The sequence below is a fragment of the Allobosea minatitlanensis genome, from assembly GCF_964020775.1.
Window position 1 is genome coordinate 3215646 of the sequence record NZ_OZ224509.1, and the last position, 20203, is coordinate 3235848.

A 20203-nucleotide genomic window follows, 5' to 3' on the forward strand; every position below is an offset into this window, starting at 1 on the left:
CCTCACTCCGCCGGCTGCGCCGCCGCGGCCGGCGCGGCCCGGCGCGGCGCCGCCAGGCGGAAGCGGCGATCCGTCAGCGACAGGGCGCCGCCGAAGGCCATGACGATCGCGCCGATCCAGATCAGCAGGATCAGCGGCTTGTCGTAGAGCCGGACGGCGAGGCCGCCATCCTGGCCCTCGCCTAGGCTGACATAGGCCTGGCTCAGCCAGTCCGTATGGATGCCGGCTTCCGTGGTCGGCATGGCGCGGGCGGTGTAGACCCGCTTCGAGGCTTCGAGCGGCGCCAGCTCCCGGTCGCCGGAGAAGAGCTGGAAGCGCGCCACCTCGGCCCGGAAATTCGGGCCGGTGCGCGGCAGGACGGATTCGAGGACGACGGTATAGCGCCCCGCGGTCAGGCGCTCGCCGGGCTTCAGCACCGCGATCGCCTCGCTGCTCCAGGCGGCCGCCGCGATGCCGATGATGCTGAGCCCGATGCCGGCATGCGCCAGCGCCGTGCCCCAGGCCGAGCGCGGCAGCCCCCGCGCCCGCGACAGCATCGCCGGCCAGCCGCTGGCGCGGGCGACGACGCGCTCGGCCAGGTCGAAGCCGGCTCCGAGCACGAGGAAGAGCCCGAGCCCCACGCCGAGCGGCGCCAGGACCGGGCCGCCGCGCGTGAAGGCGATCAGCGCCAGCGCCGCGACGGCCGCGATGGCGAAGGCGGCGGCGTTGCGCTGGGCCGCGCCGAGCAGGTCGCCGCGCTTCCAGGCGAGCGACTGGCCGATCGGGAGCAAAAGCAGCAGCGGCACGACGACCGGCACGAAGGTCGCGTTGAAGAAGGGCGCGCCGACCGAGATCTTGTCGCCGGTCAGCATCTCCAGCGCGAGCGGATAGAGCGTGCCGACGAAGACGGTGGCGCAGGCGGTGGCGAGGAAGATGTTGTTCACGACCAGCGCGCTCTCGCGCGAGACCGGCGCGAACAGGCCGCCCTGGCGCAGGAGCGGCGCCCGCCAGGCGAAGAGCGCGAGCGAGCCGCCGACGAAGAAGACCAGGATCAGCAGGATGAACAGGCCGCGCGCCGGGTCGGTGGCGAAGGAATGCACCGAGGTCAGCACACCGGAGCGGACGACGAAGGTGCCGAGCAGCGAGAGCGAGAAGGTCAGGATCGCGAGCAGGATCGTCCAGACCTTGAGCGCGTCGCGCTTCTCCATCACCACGGTCGAATGGATCAGCGCCGTGCCGGCGAGCCAGGGCATGAAGGAGGCGTTCTCGACCGGGTCCCAGAACCACCAGCCGCCCCAGCCGAGCTCGTAATAGGCCCAGTAGGAGCCCATGGCGATGCCCAGCGTCAGGAAGGTCCAGGCGAGCAGCGTCCAGGGGCGGACGGCGCGCGCCCACATCGCGTCGATGCGCCCGTCGATCAGCGCGGCGACCGCGAAGGCGTAGGTCATCGAGAAGCCGACATAGCCGATATAGAGCAGCGGCGGATGGATCGCGAGGCCGAGATCCTGAAGGATCGGGTTGAGGTCCTGCCCCTCGGCCGGCGCGGGCGAAAGCCGCCGGAACGGGTTCGAGGTGAACAGGGTGAAGGCGAGGAAGGCCGCCGCGACCAGCCCCTGCGCCGCCAGCGCGCCGGCGCGCAGGCGCGGCGGCAGCGAACGGTGCGACAGCGCCACCAGCGCCCCGAACAGGGTCAGGATCAGCACCCAGAGCAGCAGCGAGCCTTCGTGGTTGCCCCAGACGGAGGTGAATTTGTAGAGGAGCGGCTGGGCCGAATGCGAGTTCTCGAAGACGTTGGCGACCGAGAAATCGGAGCGGACATAGGATGCGACCAGCGCCGCGAAGGACAGCGCCACCAGGGCGAAGCCGATCAGCGCCGCGCTGGTGCCGACGGCCGCGAGCGCCCGGTCCTGCCGCGACAGGCCCCAGAGCGGCACCAGCGCCTGGATGACGGAAACCCCGAGCGCCAGCGCCAGCGCATAATGTCCGATCTCGACGATCATGCCCGGCTCACGGCTTGGCGGGGGCGGCGGCGCCCGCCTCGCCCTGCCAGTGCCCCTGCTTCTTGAGGGTGTCGGCGACCTCGCGCGGCATATAGGTCTCGTCGTGCTTGGCCAGCACGGAATCCGCCTTGAAGCGCCCGGCGCCCTCGAAGATGCCTTCGGTCACGACGCCCTGCCCCTCGCGGAACAGGTCGGGCAGCAGCCCGTCATAGCTCACCTTCACCGTGCTCCTGCCGTCGGTCACGGCGAAGGCGACGCGCTGGCCCGGGCCGCGTTGCACGGAGCCCGTCTCCACCAGCCCGCCCAGCCGCATCCGGGTCCCGGGCGCGACGCCCTTCTCGGCGATCTCGGTGGGACCGTAGAAGAAGACGATGCTGTCGCGCATGGCGAAGAGCACCAGCCCGGCGGCGAGCGCCAGAACCGCGCCGGCGGCGGCGATCATGCTCAGCCGGCGCTGCTTGCGCGTCATGCGCCGCTTGGCGGGCCATTGCCGTGTCGTCTGGGCAGCCGTCATGGCGCGGCCTCCTTCAAGGCCAGTTCATGGGCCAGCGCCTCGATCGCCGCAAGGGCGGATGCGTCCCCGGCCAGCCTTTCGCGGGCCGTCTTCACGGCCTGCCGGGCCTCTTCCTTCTGGCCGAGCACGGCGCGGGCGCGGATCAGGCGCGTCCATTCGGCCAGCGTCCCGCCGCCGGCCTCCAGCCGCCCGGCCAGGCCCTCGACCATGCCCCGGATCGCCTGCTGGCGCTCGGCCTCGGGCAAGGCGGCGATCGCCTCGCCCCCTGCCGCCCCCTCCAGGCGCGCGAGCCGGTCCCGCACCGGCGCCGCCCAGGGGGCGTCGGGCGGCGTATCGGCCAGAAGCCGCTTCAGCGAGCCGGCCGCGCCCTGCGTGTCGCCGTCCTGCTCCTGCGCCAGAGCGAGATAATAGCGCGCCTGCGGATTGCGCGGGTCGAGCTTCAGCGCGTCGGAAAAGGCTTCGCGGGCGGCCGCCGTGACGACGCCCTCGGCCGCCAGCGTCCGGGCCTCGCCGAGGCCGGACCACAGTTCGGCGCTCGCCCTGCCATGGCGCAGGGCGGAGGCGAAGGCGTTGGCCGCGTCGTCGTAGCGCCCCTGGCGCAGATAGATCGGCGCGATCAGCGTCCAGCCCCTGGCATCGGCCGGATGGGCGGCCAGATGCGCCTCCATGCGCGCGAAGATCACCGCGAAATCCTGCTGCGCTCCCGCCTTCGCCAGCCGCGCGGCCAGCGGCTGATCGGGCGCATCGGGCGATCCGTAGCTGCCGTAGACGAGCAGGGCCAGGAGGGGCACCAGCGACAGCATCAGGGCCGAGCTGGCGCGGCGGCGGCGCAGCGAGGGCTCCGTCTCGCCGGCCGGGGAGACCTCGTCTCCCGCGGCGCGCAGCAGGCGCCGGCCGGCCTCGACGCGCGCGGCATCCGCCTCCTCCGCGGCGATCAGGCCGCGGGCGACATCCCGGTCGATCTCGCCGAGCTGCGAGCGATAGAGGCTGCGGGCATCGGCCGTATCGGCGAAGCCCTGCAGCGAGACGCGGCTCAGCGGCCAGAGCAAGGCGAAAATCGCCGCTCCCGTCATCGCCGCAAAAACCGCCCAGATCATCATCGCGTGTTCATAATCAATCGGCTCCGCCGGTTCATGGTGACAAAGGGTCACGCGGCCCGGCTAGACCGAGGGAAGGACCAGGCGCGCCCGCAGGCCGCCGAGCGGCGAGCGATACAACGCCAGCTCTCCGCCATAAAGCTTGGCGAGATCGACGACGATCGACAAGCCGAGGCCGGAGCCCGGCGTGGACTCGTCGAGGCGGCGGCCGCGCTTCAACACCTCGGCCATGGCCGCTTCCGGCAGGCCCGGCCCGTCATCGTCGATGAGCAGGGCCAGAGGCTCGCCGGGGTTGCCCGTCCCCGGCTCCAGCGAGACCTCGACCCGGGTGCCCGCCCATTTGAAGGCGTTGTCGAGCAGGTTGCCGAGCATTTCCTCGAAATCCTGCTTCTCGCCGCGGAAGCGCAGGCGGCCGGGCACGGTATGGCTGCCGCGGATGCCGCGCTCCTGCGAGATCTTCATGAAGGTGCGCAGCAGGGCCTCCAGCGAGGGCGCGACCTCGGTCACCCCGCCCAGCGCCCCGGAGAGCGCCGCGGCCCGCGCCCGGTCGAGATAATACTGGACCTGGTCGCGCATCACCGCCGTCTGCGCCTTCACCGTCTGCGCCAGATGCGCCTCGCCGGAGCCGGCCGCCGCCTCGTTCATCATCACGCTGAGCGGGGTCTTGAGCGCATGGGCGAGGTTGCCGACCTGGGTGCGCGCCCGCTCCAGGATCTCGCGATTGGTGTCGATGAGCTGGTTGAGCTCGCCGGCGAGCGGGGCGAGGTCGGGCGGGTAGTCGCCGAGGATGCGCGGGGCCTCGCCCGTGCGCACGGTCCCGACCGCCGCCCGCAGCCGCACCAGCGGACGCAGGCCGAAGCGGACCTGCACCAGCGTCGAGGCCACCAGGATCAGGCCGAGCAGCACGAAGGTCATCGTCAGCGCGAAGCGGAAATCCTGGATGTCGCCCTCGATCTCGTCGGCGGGCGCGGCGACCGCGACCGTGAAGCGCCCGTCCTCGCCGACATCGATCTCGCGTTCGAGGATGCGCAGCAGGCGGTCGTCCGGCCCGGAGACATAGCTCTCGCGCAGGCCCCGGCTGTTCGGCGCGATGTCCTGGTCGAGCAGCTTGGGAAGCTGGCCGCCGACCAGCGAGCGTGAGGAGCGGATCGTCGGCCGCTCGCCGTCCAGCCGTACGATCTGCCAGTACCAGCCGGTCAGCGGCAGGTCGAAGCGCGGCTCGCCGAGGTCGCCCACCGTCTGGCGCTCGGTCTCGGGCGGCGCGGCGAGATCGGCGACGAGCTGCTTGATGTAGACCGAAAGGCGCTCGTCGAAGCCCCGCTCGGCGGAGCGGCGGTAGAAGGTGGTCAGGCCCACGCCGGCCAGGACGAGGATCAGCACGCAGCAGAAAGCCGCCGAGAGGAACAGCCGCGCGCCCAGCGAGAAGCGATGGGACCTGAACGGCATGAGCCCGGGTCAGACCTTTTCCGGCGCCGCGGCGATATAGCCGAGCCCCCTGACGGTCTCGATGATCTCAACGCCGAGCTTCTTGCGCAAACGGCCGACGAAGACCTCGATCGTGTTCGAATCGCGGTCGAAATCCTGATCGTAGAGATGCTCGACGAGCTCGGTGCGCGAGACCACACGGCCCTGATGGTGCATCAGATAGGAGAGGAGACGGTATTCGTGGGAGGTCAGCTTCACCGGGTTGCCGTCGACCACGACGCGGCTGGCGCGCGTATCGAGCCGGACCGGCCCGCAGACGAGCTCGGAGGTGGCATGGCCGGCGGCACGGCGCAGAAGGGCGCGCACCCGCGCCAGCAGCTCCTCGACATGGAAGGGCTTGACGACATAGTCGTCGGCGCCGGCGTCGAAGCCCCCGACCTTGTCGCTCCAGCGATCGCGCGCGGTCAGGATCAGCACGGGCATGGTCTTGCCGGCCCTGCGCCAGCCCTGCAGCACCGCGACGCCGTCGACCTTCGGCAGGCCGAGATCGAGGATCACCGCGTCATAGGGCTCGGTCTCGCCGAGGAAGAGCCCTTCCTCGCCGTCGAATGCCTTGTCGACGGCGTAGCCCGCATTCTCGAGCGCCGTGACGATCTGGCGGTTGAGGTCCTTGTCGTCCTCGACGACGAGCAGTCTCACGGTCGGTTCGCTCCGTTCTCGAATCCGGCGTCACCGGATGGTGGCCACCTTGCCGGACTGTCCTTCCAGCGTCACGCGCGCGACCTTGCCGTCGCGCTTCAGCGTCGTCACCACATACACGAAATCCTCGCCCTGCCGACAGAGGCGGATGCGCACGACCTCGCCCGGCGCGGCGCGGCGGGCATGGCGCGAGGCATCGGCCGGCTGGATGACGCGGCCCTCGGCGACCACCGACCGCGTTTCGTCGGAGGAAAGGCAGGACATCGGCGCCGGATTGTCGACGCGAAGGATGGGAGCCGGCGCGGAAGCCAGGAGCGCGAGCGCAAGGATGGGTTCGACCGGCGACATCGTCATGGCTTAGCCCCGCATGCGTGAATACGCCATGAACATGCCGCCCCGTCCACAGGCCCGGCCGGCGGCCGGGTCAGGCGACGGCGACCCGGCCGCGCCATTCCTGCCCGGCGCCGACCGTCGCGCTGCGCTGGCGCAGCGACACCGCGATCTCGGACTGGGCAGCGCCGAAAGCGAGGATCTCGCGCGCCGCCGGATAGATCCATGCGGGTTCGTTCACGATCGCTCTGTCCACGGCAGCGGAACCGTCGAGGATCGCGACCTCGTAGCGCTCGCTCTCCTCCCCGAGGGGCACTTCGGCCAGATCCCAGGAATCGCCGTCGATGCGCGTGCGGCGGATCCAGCTCAGGGCGATGCCGGCCTCGCCCCGGCGCGCCTTCACCCGCACCGGCGCGAGCGGAAGCAGCGCCGGGGCGGCGACCGTGACGGCGAACTCCGCCATCGCCGGGTCCCCGACATCCTGCCGCACCGGGCCGACCCTGTAGCGCAGGGACCGGCCGAGATCGGAGAGATCGCTCGTCAGCGTCACCGCCGCGCCGTCGAGCACGACGACGCGCGCCCCGGCCGGCAGGAGCCGCCCCGCGGCCGCTTCCGAACCGCCCAGCCCGCGCAGGAAGCCCGAAAGGCGGAAGCTCTGCGGGCCGATCAGCTCGGCCTCCGCGACGGTGACGAGCTCGATGACGCCGGCGGCGTCGACGAGGGCCAGCGCATTGGCCCCGGCCAGGGCCCGCTCCTCCGGCACGGAGGACAGCACCCCGCCGCGCAGCCTCACCTCCAGCACCGCCCTCCGGTCGCTGCGCCAGAGCGGCCCCGGGGGGAAGTCGGTCAAGGTCTCGCCGACGATCGAAGGCGCCTCGACGAAGCCGGCGAGATCGAAGAGGCCGCTGTCTCCCGCGCGCCAGACCGCCAGGGTGCCGGGCCATGGCGCGGCGAAGCCCGCCAGCGAAAGCAGGGCCGGAGGCTGGCCCGTGACGATCGGCAAGGCGAGCGGCACCGCCAGGGGCCGCCCGGGCACCGCCGGCGGGAGGCGGGGCGGCCGCTCGCCGCCCTTGATGCCCGTGCTCCGGTAGATCGCCGGCTCGACCAGCCGCCCCGACAGGCGCCGCGTCGGCCCGTCGGCGATCCGCGTGATGCGGAACAGCCGGTCGGCGCCCTGCACCGGCAGGGCCACGACGTCGCCCGGCTCGAGGGCGAGGCAGCGGGGCGAGACCTCGCATTCGAGCGTCTCGCGCGCGGCCCAGGCCTCCTGCAGGCGCTGGTCGGCGAGGCGCTGCCCCTCGGCCATGCGCGTGACGATCGCGGTTTCGACGGCCACCTCGCGGCGCGCCGCACCGGCCAGGCGGCGCGAGCGGGCCGCGGCGTTGCGATAGTCGTTCTCGGCATCGCCGAAGCCCAGCCGCAATTCGAGGGGCAGCTCGGTTTCCTGCATGCGGCGCAGGCTGAACGGCTCTCCGTCGCCGTCGAGAACCAGGTCGTCCGAACCGAGCCGGTACGAGACCGACCCGCCCCGCCCCTCGAAGCGCAGGGCGCCGGAACTCATGGTGGCGTCGAAGCCGAAGGCCTGGGCGAGCGGCTCCAGCGCCTGCCTGGCCGAGAGCGGCCGGTCGAGCAGATAGCCGTCGAGGAAGCCGTCGACGGCGATGCGGTCGGCCGGCGGCAGGCCGAAATCGGCGAGCAGCTTCGCCACGAGCCGGTCGACCGGCGTGCCTTCCAGGCGCCCGTTGAGCCAGTGGCCGGCCTCGAAATTGCTGCCGTCAGCCCAGATGCCGGAAAGGTCGGGGAAGGCGGGAAAAGGCCGGGCGTCCCAGTTCCAGACGAAGACATGCGCCGGATCGACCATGCGGATGCCGGTGGCCGGGTGAACCGGGTTGCGCGCCGCCTCGAAGCCGGCGCGGGCCGGATCAAAGCCCGACAGGATGGCCTCCAGCGCGCGGGCCTGAACGAGGTCGTCGCGGGCGCCGCTCGAAAAGGGCGGCACCCCGCCCTCGTCCGACTTCAGGTCCGGGAAGACGTTCGGCGCATTCGCGCCCTTGTCGACGGCCGGCACGCCGATCTCGGTCAGCCAGATCGGCTTGGCCCCGGGTACGAAGGCGGTGGCGCCGGTCTCGACCCCACCGCTGCGGCGGATATGCGGATTGCTCCACCAGCCGGCGAGATCCTTCGGGCGGAACAGCCATGGCTTGCCATAGGCGCCGTCGCCGATCGGCAGCCGCTCCTGCGCGCTCCGGCCGGCCTCGTCGGCATAATACCAGTCATAGGCTTCACCCGACATCAGCCTTTCGCGCAGATAGGCGAGATCGGCCGGCCCGCGAGCCAGCGCGGCGTCGGCATGCCCGGCGGAATCCCGCCAGTCCGAGAGCGGCGGGTAATAGTCGATGCCGATCGCCCCGATCGCGGGCGAGGCCCAGAGCGGATCGAGCGGGAAGTCGATATCGGCGCCGCCGTCGCGGGCATCGGCGCCGTATTCGGTCCAGTCGGCGGCGTAGGTCAGCGTCGCCGCCGGCAGGATCGCGCGGACATCGGCGGCGACGGCGACGAGGTGATCGACCATCGGATAGCCGCCTCCCGCGCCGCGCAGACGCGTCAGCCCGAGCAGCTCCGAACCGATGACGAAGCCTTCGACGCCGCCCGCCGCCTGCGCCAGCATGGCGCAATGCATCACCTGCCGGCGATAGGACCACTCCTCCGGCCGGGCGCAGAGGATCGTGCCGCCGACCGCGCTCATATCGGCCGGCGACACGGTGCCGACGAAAGCCGCGAGCTGGGCCGCGAGGCCCGGGCCGCCTTCCGGGCTGCCGGGGCGGCCCGGCGCCGGATCGCAGGTGATGCGGCCGCGCCAGGGATAGCGCGGCTGGCCGGAGTTGCCCGAATGGGGGTCGGGAAGTCCGTTCCCGGCGGGAATGTCCATCATCAGGAAGGGGTAGAGCACCACCTCCAGCCCGTAGTCGAAGCGCAGGCGCCGGATCAGCGCGACGATGCTCTCGTCGGAGGGCGTGCCGCCGAAGGCTGGGCGGCCGTCGATCTGGCTGACCGGCCGGGCGGCGGCGCGGCTCAGGCCCGCCACCGACCATGCGGCGCCGAGCGTCGGCTTGTGCGAAACTTCGACGCGCGGCGCGACGCTGCAGGAGCCGACGCGCAGATCGTCCCCGAACCAGGACAGCACCAGCGAGACGCTCCGCAGGTTCGGGCAGAGCGCGACGAGGTGGCCGAGCGCGGTATCGACATCCGCGCCGCCATAGAGCTGGTGGCGGGTCAGGCTTTCGGTGACGCCGGCCTCCGGCTCGTGGCTGACCGGCCGGATGTCGTAGACGAACTCGCCGGCGCCCGGCGTCAGCGCCACGGCGCGGATCATGGCGCCCAGCCCCTCGACGGCGCGCACCACCTCGAAATCGAACTGCGGGACCCGGTTGCCGTAATCCGCCAGCGGAAAGCGCTCGAAGACGACATAGGCGAGCCCGCGATAGGCCGGCGCCTCGCCCGCTTCCTTGGCGAGGATCAGCGGGTCGGGCTCCTGCGCTTCGTCGCCGTGATGGACGCGCATCGCGACGGTGTTCACGTCGAGCTCTCGGCCGTCGACCCAGATGCGGCGGATGAAGGCGATCGGCCCCTCGCAGAGGCCGATCGCGAGATTGGCGTGGTAGCTGTAGCTGGTCTCGTAGGTCTTCTGCGAGCGCCCGCCCTTGCCGCCGCTCTTGGTGCGGGTGATCGAGAGCTGGATCTCCTCCTCGAAGCGCGTCGCCCAGATGAGCTGGCCGCCGAGCCGCGCCCGGCCATAGAGGCGCGCAATCGCCGCTCCCTCCGTCGATGCCAGCCCGTTGACCTCCTTCAGCCGCGGGCCTTCGACCACCTTGTTGCCGCCGGCGCCGCCGAGCCAGGCCTGGTCGATGGTCGCGCCGGCGAGGCCGCCGAGCGCCTGGCCGACGGCCCCGCCCAGCGGCCCGCCCAGCGCCGTGCCGAGGGCCGCGCCCGCCACCTGCAGAAGAAGCGTCGCCATCAGTCGGTTGCTCCGGGAAAGGAAAAGGCATGGCTGAGATGGCGCCGCCACCAGCCGGTGAAGGCGACCTCGGCGACGGCGGCGCCGTCATGGGCGTGGATGATGCGGTCGGGCGCGCTCAGCACGGCGCAATGCTTCGCCGGCAGGTGCTCGCGCCAGCGGAAGAGCAGCACGTCCCCGGGCTTGGCCTCGGCCGGCGGGACCGGGGCGAGATGGCGCAGCGCCGCCAGCGCCAGGGTCTCCTGCCCCAGGCTTTCAGCCCAGTGCGGCGAATAGGGCGGCGGCGCCTCGGGCTCCGGCCCGCAGAGTTCGCGCCAGAGCCCGCGCACCAGCCCGAGGCAGTCGCAGCCGACGCCGCGCAGGGAAGCCTGGTGGTGGTAGGGCGTGCCGAGCCATTCGCGCGCCGCCGCGACGATCTCGGCGCGCCTCATCGGAACAGGCTCCCGCCGTCGAGCGCGCCATCGCCGGGCCGGACGCCGCCGATGATGAAATCGGAGGTCGGCATATGCGGGAAGCCGCGGAAATTGACGCCATTGCCGAATTTCGCCCGGCAGGTCGCGAAGCTCTTGTCGCAGCCCGGCGTCACGCCGAAGGCGTCGCCGGGCGCGATCGGCAGCGGAGCGGCCTGCCAGAGCTGAAAGACCGCCAGAGCGCCCTCGCGCCCGTGGCGCTTGACCTCGCTGGCGAAGCCGGCATTGGCCCCGGCCGTAAAAACCAGCCGGCCTCCGGTGAAATGCCCGTCGGCATGGCCCTCCAGCCCCGCGGCCGAGAGGGCGAGGCGCCCGTCGCTCGCGGCCACGACCGCCGCCGCCGCGCTCACTGCGACGCCGCAGCGCGCGTCGCCGAGATCGGCCGAGCAGGCGCGCAGATAGAGCCGGCCGCGCTCCTCGTCGAACGCCTTGGCGAAGCTCCTCACCTCGGCGGTGAAGCCGCTCTCGCCGCGCCTGACCTCGCCGACGAAGCCCTCGTCCAGCAGCACGTGCTGGCCCGGCTCGGCCCAGTTCACCAGCCAGATGCGCAGGCGGGCGTCGTCGTAAAGGCCCCGCGCCAGATCGGCCTCGTTCAGCCCGGTGGCGGCGAGCGCACCGGCAACGTCGCCGCCTCCCGTCGCGAAGCCGAGCTCGGCCGTGGCCTCGGCCGCCTCGAGCCCGGTGACGGCGGCGAAGGCGATGCCTTCGAGCTCCAGCGGCCTGTCATGGTCGGTGAAGCCGAGGACGACTCCGTCGCGGCGCGTCAGGCTCCAGCAGCGGCACAGGGTCGTGGCGCCGCCTTCGAGATGGACGGCCAGATCGGGGGAATCGCGCGCATAGCGGCCTCAGGGCAGGATCTCGACGACCGGGATGTGCGGAATCTCGCCGGCCTCGAAGGCGGACAGGTCGAGCTCGATCGCATCGGTGTCGAAGCGGACGGGAACGTCGAAGGCAAAGCCGGCCGTGACCACGGCACCGGGCGGAGGAAGATGATCGGGCGCGAAGGTCACGCGCCCGGTCGTCGCCTCGCAGGAAAAGGCCTCGGGCGCCTGCGCCACGCCATCGACCGCGACCAGCACGCTGCCCGCCTGGGGCTTGGCGACGAGGCGCCGATAGGCCGAGGCGCCCTCGCCGTAATCCTTGCAGAGCTGGAACCCGGCATTGAAGCCGTCGCCGATGCCGATCACTTGGTCGCTCGCGGCCGGCGCCCGCGAGGGCGGCCCGCTCTTCCAGTCGAGCTGATCGCGCCAGCGGAAGCCGTAGAGCCGGCCGCGCCGCTCCTCGAAGAAGGCGACGACGGCGGCGAGCGCGTCGAAGGAGCGCACGCCGAGGCCGGCGTCGTAGCGCCGGCGCGAATCGGCCCAGCGGCTGTTGCGGACCTCGCGGCCGGAGGCCAGGGTGACGATCTGGGTCTGGCGCTGCGGGCCGCCGCGCGCGCCGCGCGCCACGTCGATCGGGAAGCGGACCTCGTGGAAATCGCTCATCGCAACCCTCCTCAGAGCGCCCGGCTGCCGCGCGCGACGGCGCGGGCGATGGCGGCCGAGACCTGCGCCTCGGAGCGGCGGAAGCTCTCGGCATCGGGCGTCGCGACCTGGACCGTGACGCTGAGCGGCCGGGCCGGGCTGCCGGCCGCGCGCACGCCCAGGCGCCCGTCGGGGCCGCGCGAAAGCGGCATGATCGCCTCGGCGCCGCGCTCGCCCATCAGGCCGAGGCCGCGCCCGGTCGGGAAATAGGCGGGCGAGGCGACGATCCCGCCCTCGGCGAAGGGGGCGACGGAGAGGGAGGCGCCGCCGCCCGCCAGCGAGCCGAGCCCCCCGCTGAGCAGCCCGCTCAGGCTCTTGATCCCGGTTCCGAGCAGGTTGGAGAGGCCGGTCTGCAGCGGCTTCAGCGCCGTCTTGAGCAGGCTGTCGGTCATCGACCGGCCGACGCTGCGCAGGACGTCCTCGAAGCGCTTGCCCTCGATAACGCCGCGCGAGAAGGCGGTGACGATCGACTTGCCGAAGCTCTCCGAGGAACGGTTGAGCGATTGCGTCAGCGTATCCATCGTCCGCAGGTCGGAGAGACGCAGGCTGTCGGTGAGGCTTTCGTCGGCCATGGCCGTCCTCTTCGGAATGGGGTTGCGATTGCTTCGTCAGCGGTCTGGACAAGCGGCCATCAGCGCCTCGAAGGCGGAGCGCTCGATCGCGCCGCCGGGCGCCTCGCGCCGCCAGGCCCGCAGCGCCGCGGCGAGCTCGCGCGGCGTCGCCGCCCAGAAATGCTCCGGCGGCCAGCCGAGGCGGCCGAGCCCGAAGGCCATCGCCTCGCGCCAGGGAAAAGCCGCCGGCGGACTCACGTCTCCGGCGGCTGCGGAGGGCGGGCCGGCTCGCTTTCGCCGAAGGTCGCTTCCAGCAGTTGGATGGCGGCCCGGATCGCCCCGGCGAGCCCGCCGTCGAAGGCGAGCCCGGCGACCTCCTCGTCGCGGATCGCCTGCCCCGCGCCGCGCAGGCCGGCGGCGATGATGCGGACGATGTCGCGCGCCGAAAGCTGGCCGGAGACGAAACGCTGGCCGAGCGCCGGCAGGCTGTCGACCGCGAAGGCGTGCTCGAGCTCGGCGAGGGCGCCGAGCGTGAGCCGCATCGGCAGGGCCTCGCCCGCGACCATGAGCGCGGTTTCGCCGCGATGACGATTGACCATGCGAGCCTCCTCAGAGCACGGCGAAGGCCAGCGCGCCGGCCGATTCCAGCGAGAGGTCGAAGGTCACCTCCGCCGCATGGTCGCCGCGATATTCGAGGCTGGTGAGCTGGAACGGCCCTTCGACGATGCCGAAATCGGGTACGACCACCTGCCAGCCGCGGATCGCGCCGTCGAAGAAGATCTGGCGCACCAGCGCGTCCGAGGCCGCGTCCTTGAAGATGCCCGAGCCGCTGATGCTGGCGCGGCGCACGCCGGCGCCTTCCAGCAATTCGCGCCAGCGCCCGGCCGATTCCGCATGGGTGACGTCGACCGTCTCGGCATTGAACGCGATCTGGCGGGCGCGCAGGCCCGCGACGGTGGCGAAACCGCCCTCCCCATCCGCCGCCTTGAGCAGCAGATCCTTGCCCTTCTGTGCCGACATGCGGCGCCTCCTGCGATGGTCGCGATGTTTCGGATCTTCAGAGCGGCTCGGTCGCCGCGCGGAAACGGATCGTCACGCTGGGCAGCCCGCCGCGCGGTTCGCGCGCGAGCCGGCTCGACAGCCAGCGCAGATTGACCAGGCTATGGCCCGCGAGCCCGAGATCGGCCTCGTCGAGCGCCGCGACGATCAGCCCGGCGGCTTCCAGCGCCTGTCGGGCGGAGCCGCTCTGCGCCGCCCAGACCACGAGCGCGAAATCCTGCTCGCAGCCGCGCTCGGCGCCGGCCGACCAGTCGCGCGCCTCGACCTCGCCATGGACGACATAGAGGCCGCGCAGGGCGCGCGGCGCCTCGTCGAAGACGCGATCGGGACCGATCAGGGCCGTCAGCGGCGCATCGGCGGCGAGCCGCGCCTGGACCGCGGCCCGCAGGGCCAGAACCGCGTCGCTCATGGCACGATCTCCTCGACCAGGCAGACGAGCCGCCGGCGCGAACCGTCGGGATCGGCCGCCGTGCGGATATCGAAGAGGCGCGGGCCGTCGCGCAGGCGCTTGCCGGCATCGACATCGCCGCGCCAGCGCAGGGTGACGCGGTAGCGCCTAACCTGTTCGGGCCGCCCCTCGCGCCATTGCTCGACGCCGGACAGCCATTCGAGCTGCGCCCAGAAGGCCCCGATGGCCGCGAAGCTCCGCGTCGCGCCGCCGAGCCCGTCCGACGCCGCGACCGGGGCTTCCAGCACGAGCCTGCGCCGCATCCGGCCGAGGGCCGAGGGGTTGGTCTGCGCCATGATCAGAGCCTCGCGCGGCGGTAAGGCGCGACCAGCGCCATGATCTCCGCCGGCAACGCCTGCGCGTCGCGGCCGGCGACATCGCCGCGCTCCTCGAACCAGCGCGCCGCGAGGCGCAGCACAGCCTGGCGCAGGGGCGCGGGGACCGCGTCGGCGGCCGCGCCATAGCCGGCACGAAGGTCGATCTCGATGGCGCCGTGCGCCCGGCCGATCTCGGGCAATTCGCCGGCGAGCCGGATCAGCGGCGGATCGGCCAGCCCGTCGAGCACCAGCGCCGCGGCGTCCACGGGCCGGGCGATGCCGAGCGCGTCATAGACGCGCGCGCCGAGGATCGCGCCGACGGGGGACAGCGGCAGGCGAATCGCGCCTTGCGGCCAGCGGTCGAGCACGATCCGCCAGTGCTGGTCGATGAGGCAGCGGCCCGAAGCCGCCTCGATCAGCAGGCGCGCGGCCGTGATCAGCATCGCCAGCAGCTCGTCCTCCTCCGTCTGGTCGAGGCGCAGGAAGAGCCGGGCTTCGGCCAGCGAGACCGGCTCGACGGCCGGCGGCTCCAGGGCAAGCGGCGTCATGATCGCTCCCTTCGAGGGTTCATTTGCGGAAAGCGACGCGCTATCAGCGCTCCCTGGAGGAGCGCCCCGATGCGGATCGCGAACTGGTTTCTCGGCCTCGGCCTGGCCTGCGGGCTCGGGCTTTCCCCGGCGCAGGCGGTCGTCGGCGGCCGCGAGGGCGGCCCGGCCGAAGCCGCGACGCTGATGGTGCTGAACGCCCGCGGCGGCGTCTGCACCGGGATCGTGCTCTCGCCCCGCGCCATCCTGACCGCGGCGCATTGCGCGGCCGGCGGCACGGAGCTGCGCATTCACTGGCGCGCCGGGGGCGAGCCGGTTCTGATCACCCCGGCCGCCGTCAGCCTGCACCCCGCATTCGACGCCCAGGCGGTCAGCAACCGGCGCCGTTCGATCGACCTCGCGCTGATCCGGATGGCGGAGCCACTGCCGGCACGCTTCGCCGCCGCGACGCTCGACGACGGCACCCAGCCGCGCGCCGGCGCTCCGGTCACCCTCGCGGGCTACGGCGTCTCGCAGGAGGGCGAGGCCAGGACGACGGGCACCTATCGCTCCGCCGCGCTGGCGGCGATCGAGCCTTACGGACCCGGCCGCGTGCTGCTCTGGGCCGCCGACCCGGCCGGTGCGGGCAAGCGGCCCGGCGCGGGGGCCTGCCAGGGCGATTCGGGCGGCCCGATCTTCAGCGGCTCCGGTGTCGTCGCCGTGAGCAGTTGGTCGACCGGCCCGGGCAGGCGCCGTTGCGGCCTGCTCAGCCAGGGCATTCTCGTCGGGCCGCAGCGCGGCTGGATCGACGCAACGCTGGCACAGTGGCGCGAAAATGCACGCTGGACGAGCATGCGCTGACGGAAGGGCTGGACTGGTGGCGCGCAGCTTCTAGATTGTCCTGCCGTTTCCGTTGATCTGATCCATGCTCGCGCGCTCCCTTGCCATCCTCTCCCTGTCCTGCGCTCTCGCGAGCGCGGCGCAGCCCGCATCCGCCGTCGTCGGCGGCGTCAGCTCGCGCGATGTCGCGGGCGCCCGTGCCTCGACCGTCAGGATCGAGACCAGCCGGGGCGAACTCTGCTCCGGGGCGGTCATCGCACCCGAGATCGTGCTGACCGCCGCGCATTGCCTGATGGATGGCGGCTCGGTCAGCGTCGTCAGCCTCGATACGCGCTTCCGGGCGCGGCGCCAGCTCGTGGTCGCCGTGCTGCCGCATCCGAGCTTCGTGCCCGGCACGACGCCGCGCACCCAGCCGGGAACCGACCTCGCCCTGCTGCGACTCGCCCAGCCGCTGCCGGACGACATGGAAGCGCTGACCGTGGGCGGGCGCCTCTCGCAGGGAGAGACCGTTACCATGGCGGGCTACGGCCTCTCCTCCGAGAACAACAGCAAGACGGCGCGGCGCCTGCGCGAGACGCGGCTGGTCAATGCCGGCAACTACACTACGCAGAACACGGTGAAGGTCGCGGTCGACATCCGCGCCCGCGGCGAGACGCCCGGCGCCGGCGCCTGCCGCGGCGATTCCGGCGGCCCGGTCCTGCGCGGCGCGGCGCGCTCGCGCGACCTGGTCGGCATCGTGAGCTGGTCGAGCGGGCCTCTGAAGACGCGCGCGCGGCGCATCTGCGGCGGCTTCACCGCGATCACGCCGGTGAGCGACCACCAGAACTGGATCGCGACCGGGAGCGCCCAGTTGCTGGCGCTCGGCGCGGATCAGCGCTCGAACCAGGCGGTCCAGCCGCAGATGGACTCCGGCTGGAGCTGGTGGTTCTCGCGCTGAGGCGATGGCCGCGCGCCCCGCATCCGCCCGGAGGCGAAGCGCGCGGCGCGGTCAGGCGGCGAACTTCAGCCCCTTGATCGCGGCGAAGTCCTGCACTCCGCCGCCGACGCGCTTGGTGGTGTAGAACAGCACATAGGGCTTGGCGGAATAGGGATCGCGCAGGATGCGCACGCCGGCCCGGTCGACGACGAGGTAGCCGCGCCGGAAATCGCCGAAGGCGATCGCAACGGCATCGGCCGCGACATTGGGCATGTCCTCCGCCTCGACCAGCGGGAAGCCGAGCAGCGTCGCCGCCGCCCCCGCCGAGGCCGGCGGCTGCCAGAGATAGTTGCCGTTGGCGTCCTTGAACTTGCGGATCGCGCCTTGCGTCTTGCGGTTCATCACGAAGGAGGCGTTCTGGCGGTAGCCGGCCTTCAGCGCATAGACCAGGTCGACCAGCACATCGGCCGGGCTCGAGGCCGGGAAGGCGCCGGCGAGGCCGGTGTTCAGCACCCCGATATTGCCCCAGCTCCAGCTCCCCTCCGCCACGGTCGGATAGGCGAGAAAGCCCTTGGGCTTGTCGGTGCCGTCGCCGTGGACGAAGGCGGCGCCCTCCTGCTCGGCGAAGGCGCTCTCGACCTCCTCGGCGATCCACTGGTCGATATTGACCACGGCGTCGTCGAGCAGGGTCTGGGTCGCGGCCGGCATGGCGTAGAGCTCCATCGCCGGGAAGGAGAGCTCGGCCAGGGCCGGGGAGCCGGTCTGCGGCCGCGCCGCGGTCTCCGCCACCCAGCCGGAAGCCGGGCCGCCGGTGGAGAAGGCCTTCTTGTAGGTGCCCGACGAGATCGTCCGCACGGTGGCGAGCGAACGGATCGGCGAGACGGCGGCGAGGCGGCGCAGGATCTCGCCCTCGACGGTCGAGGGCGCGAGATAGCCGCCATCCGGGCCGGAGCCGGCCGAGAGCGCCTTGGCCTCCAGCCGCTTCAGCCCGCCGGCCTCGCCGGTGCGGACATAGGCGGCGAAGGCCGCCTTGTGCTCGGCGACGAGCGGGTCGCGATGGAGGCCATTCTCGCCCTCCTGCCCCAGGGGCGGGCGGGCGCGCTCCAGCGTCAGCCGGTCGATGCGGCGCATGGCGTCGTCGAGCGCCGCATCCATGCGGGCGAGCTTCTCCTCGGTCAGCGGATCGGAGCCGCCGCGCGCCTCGATCCCGGCGAGGCGCTCGTCATTGGTGGCGCGGTAGCTCTCCACCGTATAGCGCAGATCCTCGAAGGCGAGCGCGAGATCGGCGCCGGCCGCCTTGGTCTGGGGGGCATGGTCGAGATGGGTCATGGATTCTCCTCGGGGTGGCAGAGAAAGGGAGGCTCAGGCGAAGGCGGGGCCGCGGCAGGCCGCCTTCACGGCACTGATCCGGGCCTGGGGCAGCATCGGGAAGGTCACGATCGAGACCTCCCAGAGGTCGACGCGCTCGAGCCGGCGAAGCCCGGTGCGCGGCTCGTTGCGGGCCCGCTCCGGGCGGAAGCCGATCGAGAGGCCGTCGATCGCGCCTTCCCGCATGAGCGCGAGGATCTCGCGGGCGCGGGCGACGGCGAGCGAGAGCCGGCCGCGGACGAACAGGCCGCGGCTGTCCTCGGCGAGGCTGAGCCAGCGTCCGAGCGGCTCGGCCGGATCGTGCTGCCAGAGCAGCTTGACTCCGGAGGGGCCGCGCCTTGCGAGGCTGTCGCGGAAGGCTCCGGGCTCGACCACGTCCTTGCCCAGATCGGGAATGCGGAAGAGGCTGGCATAGCCCTCGAAGACCCCGTCCGGCAGAACGCGCGCCGGCTGCAGCGGCAGGAGCTTGGCCTCGAGCGGCAGGCGAAAGGGGCCGCTCATCGGCCGCCCTCCCCGCCGCGCCCCGTGCTGCCGGACTGCGCGCGCCCGCCCTCGAGCTTCGCCAGGTTGCGGACGAAGCGGCTGAAGGTCTCGGCGGTCACGCCGCCGGGGCGCGCCTTGGCCGGCTGCGGCCGCGCGGCGCCCTGGCGGGCAGACGGAGGTTTGGCATCGCTCGTGGCCTTCATGACGGGTCCCCCTCGTGACGTGCGTTGAAGCGGTTGAGCTCGCGGACGAAATCGTCGAAGCGGCGGTTGGCCGCGGTCAGCTCGCGCAGGACCAGCCAGGCGAGCCCCGATGCGCTCGCGGCCCAGAGCAGCAGGCCGAGATGGCCGACATCGGCCCGGCCGACGAAGGCCGTGACGATCTGGTCGAGCAGGTTCATGGCTCCTCCTTTCCGGAGGCGCGCCGGCCGTAGCCGACCGCCTCGCGCTTCTCGTCCTCGTCGAGGAAATCCGCCGCGCCGAGGCGCCGCCAGAGCGATTCCCGCTCGTCGGCCAGCGCTTCGACGGCATCGAGGTCGGGCTCCAGCGCGAGTTCGTCGCCGAAGGCTGGGCCGAGCCACTGCGCCAGCGACTGCGCCGTGCGCCTGACCAGAGGGATCACCGTCTGGCGCCAGAGCGCGCGGTTCGCCTCGGCGAAGTTGGCGTGGGTGTTGTCGCCCGGCAGGCCGAGCAGCAGCGGCGGGACGCCGAAGGCGAGCGCGATCTCGCGCGCCGCCACGCCCTTCGCCGCGACGAAATCCAGCTCCGCCGGGGTCAGCGACAGCGGCTTCCAGTCGAGCCCGCCCTCGAGCAGCAGCGGCCGGCCGGCATTGCGGGCCCCCTGGAAGGAATCCTCCAGTTCCTGCTTCAGCCGGTCGAACTGCGCCTCGGTCAGCGAGGCCCCGTCCGGCCCGTCATAGACCAGCGCGCCCGACGGCCTCGCGGCGTTGTCGAGCAGGGCCTTGTGCCAGTTGCTGGCGGCGTTGTGGATGTCGAGCGCGCTTGCCGCCGATTCGACCGGCGACAGCCCGTAATGGTCGTCGACCGGATGGAAGAGGGTAAGATGCAGGATCGGCGGCATCTCGCCCTCGTCCTGGCGGAAGCGCACCGTGTCGCCGCCGACCGTGTAGTCATAGGCCTCCGGCCAGCCGTCGCGGCCGGGCACCACCCGCATCCGGTCGGGCCTGAGCGCATAGAGCTCGCGCGGCTCGCGCCCGGCGCCGACCGCCTCGACATAGCCGTTGCCGGCGACGAGGAGATGGCCGAACAGCATCTCGCGGAAGGCGATGCCGCCCTGGCGCGGATTGGGCTTCTCGATCAGGGCGAGCGCCGGGTGCTCCGGCATCTCGCGCGATCCGACCTTGGCGACGAGCGGCGTCTGCGCGGCAGCTTCCGCGATGAGACGCACGCAGCGATGCACCACCGGGTTGCGCTCATAGCCCTCCCGCGACAGGGCGACGTAGTCGCGGGGCGTCCAGATCGCGCGCCCCGCCTCGTGCAGGGCGATGAGCGGCCCGACGCGCGAGCGCTTCTGGTCCGGCGCGGCACGACCGCGCAGGCTGCGAAGGAAATCGAACATGGAAGTCTCGCTGTTGGAGCGTGAAACGACGTTCGCCAGCCGTGATTGCGAGCGCAGCGAAGCAATC

At 72.4% G+C, this 20203-nt stretch carries 24 protein-coding genes; 2 read left to right on the forward strand and 22 right to left on the reverse strand.

Annotated elements, in window-relative coordinates:
* Positions 1 to 2: 2 nt before the first annotated feature.
* The 17 genes from ACWH43_RS15975 to ACWH43_RS16055 all read right to left on the reverse strand — a co-directional run bounded on the left by ACWH43_RS15975 (position 3) and on the right by ACWH43_RS16055 (position 14975).
* Positions 3 to 1979, reverse strand: a complete 1977-nt coding sequence (locus tag ACWH43_RS15975) for a heme lyase CcmF/NrfE family subunit (protein WP_158448278.1) — start codon at positions 1977 to 1979, stop codon at positions 3 to 5.
* Between the two features lie 7 nt (positions 1980 to 1986).
* Positions 1987 to 2448, reverse strand: a complete 462-nt coding sequence (gene ccmE / locus ACWH43_RS15980) for a cytochrome c maturation protein CcmE (RefSeq protein ID WP_158448291.1) — start codon at positions 2446 to 2448, stop codon at positions 1987 to 1989.
* Between the two features lie 41 nt (positions 2449 to 2489).
* Positions 2490 to 3593 carry a c-type cytochrome biogenesis protein CcmI gene (gene ccmI, locus ACWH43_RS15985; protein ID WP_158447008.1) on the reverse strand — a complete coding sequence of 368 codons (1104 nt, stop codon included), beginning with the start codon at positions 3591 to 3593 and terminating at the stop codon, positions 2490 to 2492.
* Between the two features lie 60 nt (positions 3594 to 3653).
* On the reverse strand, positions 3654 to 5036 hold the full coding sequence (locus ACWH43_RS15990; RefSeq protein WP_158447007.1) for an ATP-binding protein: 1383 nt from the start codon (positions 5034 to 5036) through the stop codon (positions 3654 to 3656).
* A gap of 9 nt (positions 5037 to 5045) precedes the next feature.
* The gene (locus tag ACWH43_RS15995; RefSeq protein ID WP_089176282.1) at positions 5046 to 5714 is read right to left on the reverse strand and encodes a response regulator transcription factor; all 669 of its coding nucleotides are present in this window, start codon (positions 5712 to 5714) and stop codon (positions 5046 to 5048) included.
* Positions 5715 to 5744: 30 nt separating this feature from the next.
* Positions 5745 to 6068 carry a PepSY domain-containing protein gene (locus tag ACWH43_RS16000; RefSeq protein ID WP_158448279.1) on the reverse strand — a complete coding sequence of 108 codons (324 nt, stop codon included), beginning with the start codon at positions 6066 to 6068 and terminating at the stop codon, positions 5745 to 5747.
* A 70-nt stretch (positions 6069 to 6138) separates the two neighbouring features.
* Entirely contained in the window at positions 6139 to 10059 is a 3921-nt protein-coding gene (locus ACWH43_RS16005) for a baseplate multidomain protein megatron (RefSeq protein WP_260348022.1), read from the reverse strand.
* A complete protein-coding gene (locus ACWH43_RS16010) occupies positions 10059 to 10490 on the reverse strand; it encodes an NlpC/P60 family protein (protein WP_158448281.1) in 432 nt (143 codons plus the stop codon). The genes ACWH43_RS16005 and ACWH43_RS16010 overlap by 1 nt, the downstream gene beginning before the upstream one ends.
* Entirely contained in the window at positions 10487 to 11347 is an 861-nt protein-coding gene (locus ACWH43_RS16015; RefSeq protein ID WP_448153664.1) for a DUF2163 domain-containing protein, read from the reverse strand. Before ACWH43_RS16015 ends, ACWH43_RS16010 begins: the two co-directional genes overlap by 4 nt.
* A gap of 27 nt (positions 11348 to 11374) precedes the next feature.
* Positions 11375 to 12013 carry a DUF2460 domain-containing protein gene (locus ACWH43_RS16020; protein WP_158448283.1) on the reverse strand — a complete coding sequence of 213 codons (639 nt, stop codon included), beginning with the start codon at positions 12011 to 12013 and terminating at the stop codon, positions 11375 to 11377.
* 11 nt (positions 12014 to 12024) lie between these two features.
* Positions 12025 to 12624, reverse strand: a complete 600-nt coding sequence (locus ACWH43_RS16025) for a phage tail tape measure protein (protein ID WP_158448284.1) — start codon at positions 12622 to 12624, stop codon at positions 12025 to 12027.
* 36 nt (positions 12625 to 12660) lie between these two features.
* Complete coding sequence (locus ACWH43_RS16030) at positions 12661 to 12861, reverse strand: phage tail assembly chaperone (RefSeq protein ID WP_158447049.1); 201 nt, start codon at positions 12859 to 12861, stop codon at positions 12661 to 12663.
* Positions 12858 to 13202 carry a gene transfer agent family protein gene (locus ACWH43_RS16035; RefSeq protein ID WP_158447048.1) on the reverse strand — a complete coding sequence of 115 codons (345 nt, stop codon included), beginning with the start codon at positions 13200 to 13202 and terminating at the stop codon, positions 12858 to 12860. The genes ACWH43_RS16030 and ACWH43_RS16035 overlap by 4 nt, the downstream gene beginning before the upstream one ends.
* A 10-nt stretch (positions 13203 to 13212) precedes the next feature.
* Complete coding sequence (locus ACWH43_RS16040; RefSeq protein WP_158447047.1) at positions 13213 to 13623, reverse strand: phage major tail protein, TP901-1 family; 411 nt, start codon at positions 13621 to 13623, stop codon at positions 13213 to 13215.
* Positions 13624 to 13660: 37 nt separating this feature from the next.
* Entirely contained in the window at positions 13661 to 14071 is a 411-nt protein-coding gene (locus ACWH43_RS16045) for a DUF3168 domain-containing protein (RefSeq protein ID WP_158447046.1), read from the reverse strand.
* Positions 14068 to 14406 (reverse strand): phage head closure protein, encoded by a 339-nt coding sequence (locus tag ACWH43_RS16050; protein WP_158447045.1) that lies wholly within the window; start codon positions 14404 to 14406, stop codon positions 14068 to 14070. Before ACWH43_RS16050 ends, ACWH43_RS16045 begins: the two co-directional genes overlap by 4 nt.
* A gap of 2 nt (positions 14407 to 14408) precedes the next feature.
* Positions 14409 to 14975 (reverse strand): head-tail connector protein, encoded by a 567-nt coding sequence (locus ACWH43_RS16055; RefSeq protein WP_158447044.1) that lies wholly within the window; start codon positions 14973 to 14975, stop codon positions 14409 to 14411.
* A gap of 69 nt (positions 14976 to 15044) precedes the next feature.
* Between ACWH43_RS16055 and ACWH43_RS16060 the strand changes: the two genes are divergently transcribed.
* Together ACWH43_RS16060 and ACWH43_RS16065 are read left to right on the forward strand one after the other, a co-directional pair.
* Positions 15045 to 15812: a S1 family peptidase gene (locus tag ACWH43_RS16060; RefSeq protein ID WP_158447043.1), complete on the forward strand. Its 768-nt coding sequence runs from the start codon at positions 15045 to 15047 to the stop codon at positions 15810 to 15812.
* Between the two features lie 64 nt (positions 15813 to 15876).
* Positions 15877 to 16728, forward strand: coding sequence for a S1 family peptidase (locus ACWH43_RS16065; RefSeq protein ID WP_158447042.1), 852 nt, complete (start codon positions 15877 to 15879; stop codon positions 16726 to 16728).
* Positions 16729 to 16779: 51 nt separating this feature from the next.
* Here the strand turns inward: ACWH43_RS16065 and ACWH43_RS16070 are convergent, their stop codons facing one another.
* From ACWH43_RS16070 to ACWH43_RS16090, 5 genes are read right to left on the reverse strand one after another with little or no spacing between them, the layout of a single operon-like run.
* Positions 16780 to 18036: a phage major capsid protein gene (locus tag ACWH43_RS16070; protein ID WP_158447041.1), complete on the reverse strand. Its 1257-nt coding sequence runs from the start codon at positions 18034 to 18036 to the stop codon at positions 16780 to 16782.
* A gap of 33 nt (positions 18037 to 18069) precedes the next feature.
* Positions 18070 to 18576 carry an HK97 family phage prohead protease gene (locus tag ACWH43_RS16075; protein ID WP_158448285.1) on the reverse strand — a complete coding sequence of 169 codons (507 nt, stop codon included), beginning with the start codon at positions 18574 to 18576 and terminating at the stop codon, positions 18070 to 18072.
* Positions 18573 to 18761 (reverse strand): hypothetical protein, encoded by a 189-nt coding sequence (locus tag ACWH43_RS16080; RefSeq protein ID WP_158448286.1) that lies wholly within the window; start codon positions 18759 to 18761, stop codon positions 18573 to 18575. The genes ACWH43_RS16075 and ACWH43_RS16080 overlap by 4 nt, the downstream gene beginning before the upstream one ends.
* Positions 18758 to 18958 (reverse strand): hypothetical protein, encoded by a 201-nt coding sequence (locus tag ACWH43_RS16085; RefSeq protein WP_158445191.1) that lies wholly within the window; start codon positions 18956 to 18958, stop codon positions 18758 to 18760. The genes ACWH43_RS16080 and ACWH43_RS16085 overlap by 4 nt, the downstream gene beginning before the upstream one ends.
* Positions 18955 to 20136, reverse strand: coding sequence for a phage portal protein (locus ACWH43_RS16090; protein WP_158445192.1), 1182 nt, complete (start codon positions 20134 to 20136; stop codon positions 18955 to 18957). Before ACWH43_RS16090 ends, ACWH43_RS16085 begins: the two co-directional genes overlap by 4 nt.
* Positions 20137 to 20203: the final 67 nt, after the last annotated feature.

Bases quoted from the DNA above. Each gene is read 5' to 3' on its own strand.
- ACWH43_RS15975 (WP_158448278.1), bottom strand. From the start codon at position 1,979: ATGATCGTCGAGATCGGACATTATGCGCTGGCGCTGGCGCTCGGGGTT.
- ccmE (WP_158448291.1), bottom strand. From the start codon at position 2,448: ATGACGCGCAAGCAGCGCCGGCTGAGCATGATCGCCGCCGCCGGCGCG.
- ccmI (WP_158447008.1), bottom strand. From the start codon at position 3,593: ATGATGATCTGGGCGGTTTTTGCGGCGATGACGGGAGCGGCGATTTTC.
- ACWH43_RS15990 (WP_158447007.1), bottom strand. From the start codon at position 5,036: ATGCCGTTCAGGTCCCATCGCTTCTCGCTGGGCGCGCGGCTGTTCCTC.
- ACWH43_RS16000 (WP_158448279.1), bottom strand. From the start codon at position 6,068: ATGACGATGTCGCCGGTCGAACCCATCCTTGCGCTCGCGCTCCTGGCT.
- ACWH43_RS16005 (WP_260348022.1), bottom strand. From the start codon at position 10,059: ATGGCGACGCTTCTTCTGCAGGTGGCGGGCGCGGCCCTCGGCACGGCG.
- ACWH43_RS16010 (WP_158448281.1), bottom strand. From the start codon at position 10,490: ATGAGGCGCGCCGAGATCGTCGCGGCGGCGCGCGAATGGCTCGGCACG.
- ACWH43_RS16020 (WP_158448283.1), bottom strand. From the start codon at position 12,013: ATGAGCGATTTCCACGAGGTCCGCTTCCCGATCGACGTGGCGCGCGGC.
- ACWH43_RS16025 (WP_158448284.1), bottom strand. From the start codon at position 12,624: ATGGCCGACGAAAGCCTCACCGACAGCCTGCGTCTCTCCGACCTGCGG.
- ACWH43_RS16035 (WP_158447048.1), bottom strand. From the start codon at position 13,202: ATGGTCAATCGTCATCGCGGCGAAACCGCGCTCATGGTCGCGGGCGAG.
- ACWH43_RS16040 (WP_158447047.1), bottom strand. From the start codon at position 13,623: ATGTCGGCACAGAAGGGCAAGGATCTGCTGCTCAAGGCGGCGGATGGG.
- ACWH43_RS16045 (WP_158447046.1), bottom strand. From the start codon at position 14,071: ATGAGCGACGCGGTTCTGGCCCTGCGGGCCGCGGTCCAGGCGCGGCTC.
- ACWH43_RS16050 (WP_158447045.1), bottom strand. From the start codon at position 14,406: ATGGCGCAGACCAACCCCTCGGCCCTCGGCCGGATGCGGCGCAGGCTC.
- ACWH43_RS16055 (WP_158447044.1), bottom strand. From the start codon at position 14,975: ATGACGCCGCTTGCCCTGGAGCCGCCGGCCGTCGAGCCGGTCTCGCTG.
- ACWH43_RS16060 (WP_158447043.1), top strand. From the start codon at position 15,045: ATGCGGATCGCGAACTGGTTTCTCGGCCTCGGCCTGGCCTGCGGGCTC.
- ACWH43_RS16065 (WP_158447042.1), top strand. From the start codon at position 15,877: ATGCTCGCGCGCTCCCTTGCCATCCTCTCCCTGTCCTGCGCTCTCGCG.
- ACWH43_RS16070 (WP_158447041.1), bottom strand. From the start codon at position 18,036: ATGACCCATCTCGACCATGCCCCCCAGACCAAGGCGGCCGGCGCCGAT.
- ACWH43_RS16075 (WP_158448285.1), bottom strand. From the start codon at position 18,576: ATGAGCGGCCCCTTTCGCCTGCCGCTCGAGGCCAAGCTCCTGCCGCTG.
- ACWH43_RS16080 (WP_158448286.1), bottom strand. From the start codon at position 18,761: ATGAAGGCCACGAGCGATGCCAAACCTCCGTCTGCCCGCCAGGGCGCC.
- ACWH43_RS16085 (WP_158445191.1), bottom strand. From the start codon at position 18,958: ATGAACCTGCTCGACCAGATCGTCACGGCCTTCGTCGGCCGGGCCGAT.
- ACWH43_RS16090 (WP_158445192.1), bottom strand. From the start codon at position 20,136: ATGTTCGATTTCCTTCGCAGCCTGCGCGGTCGTGCCGCGCCGGACCAG.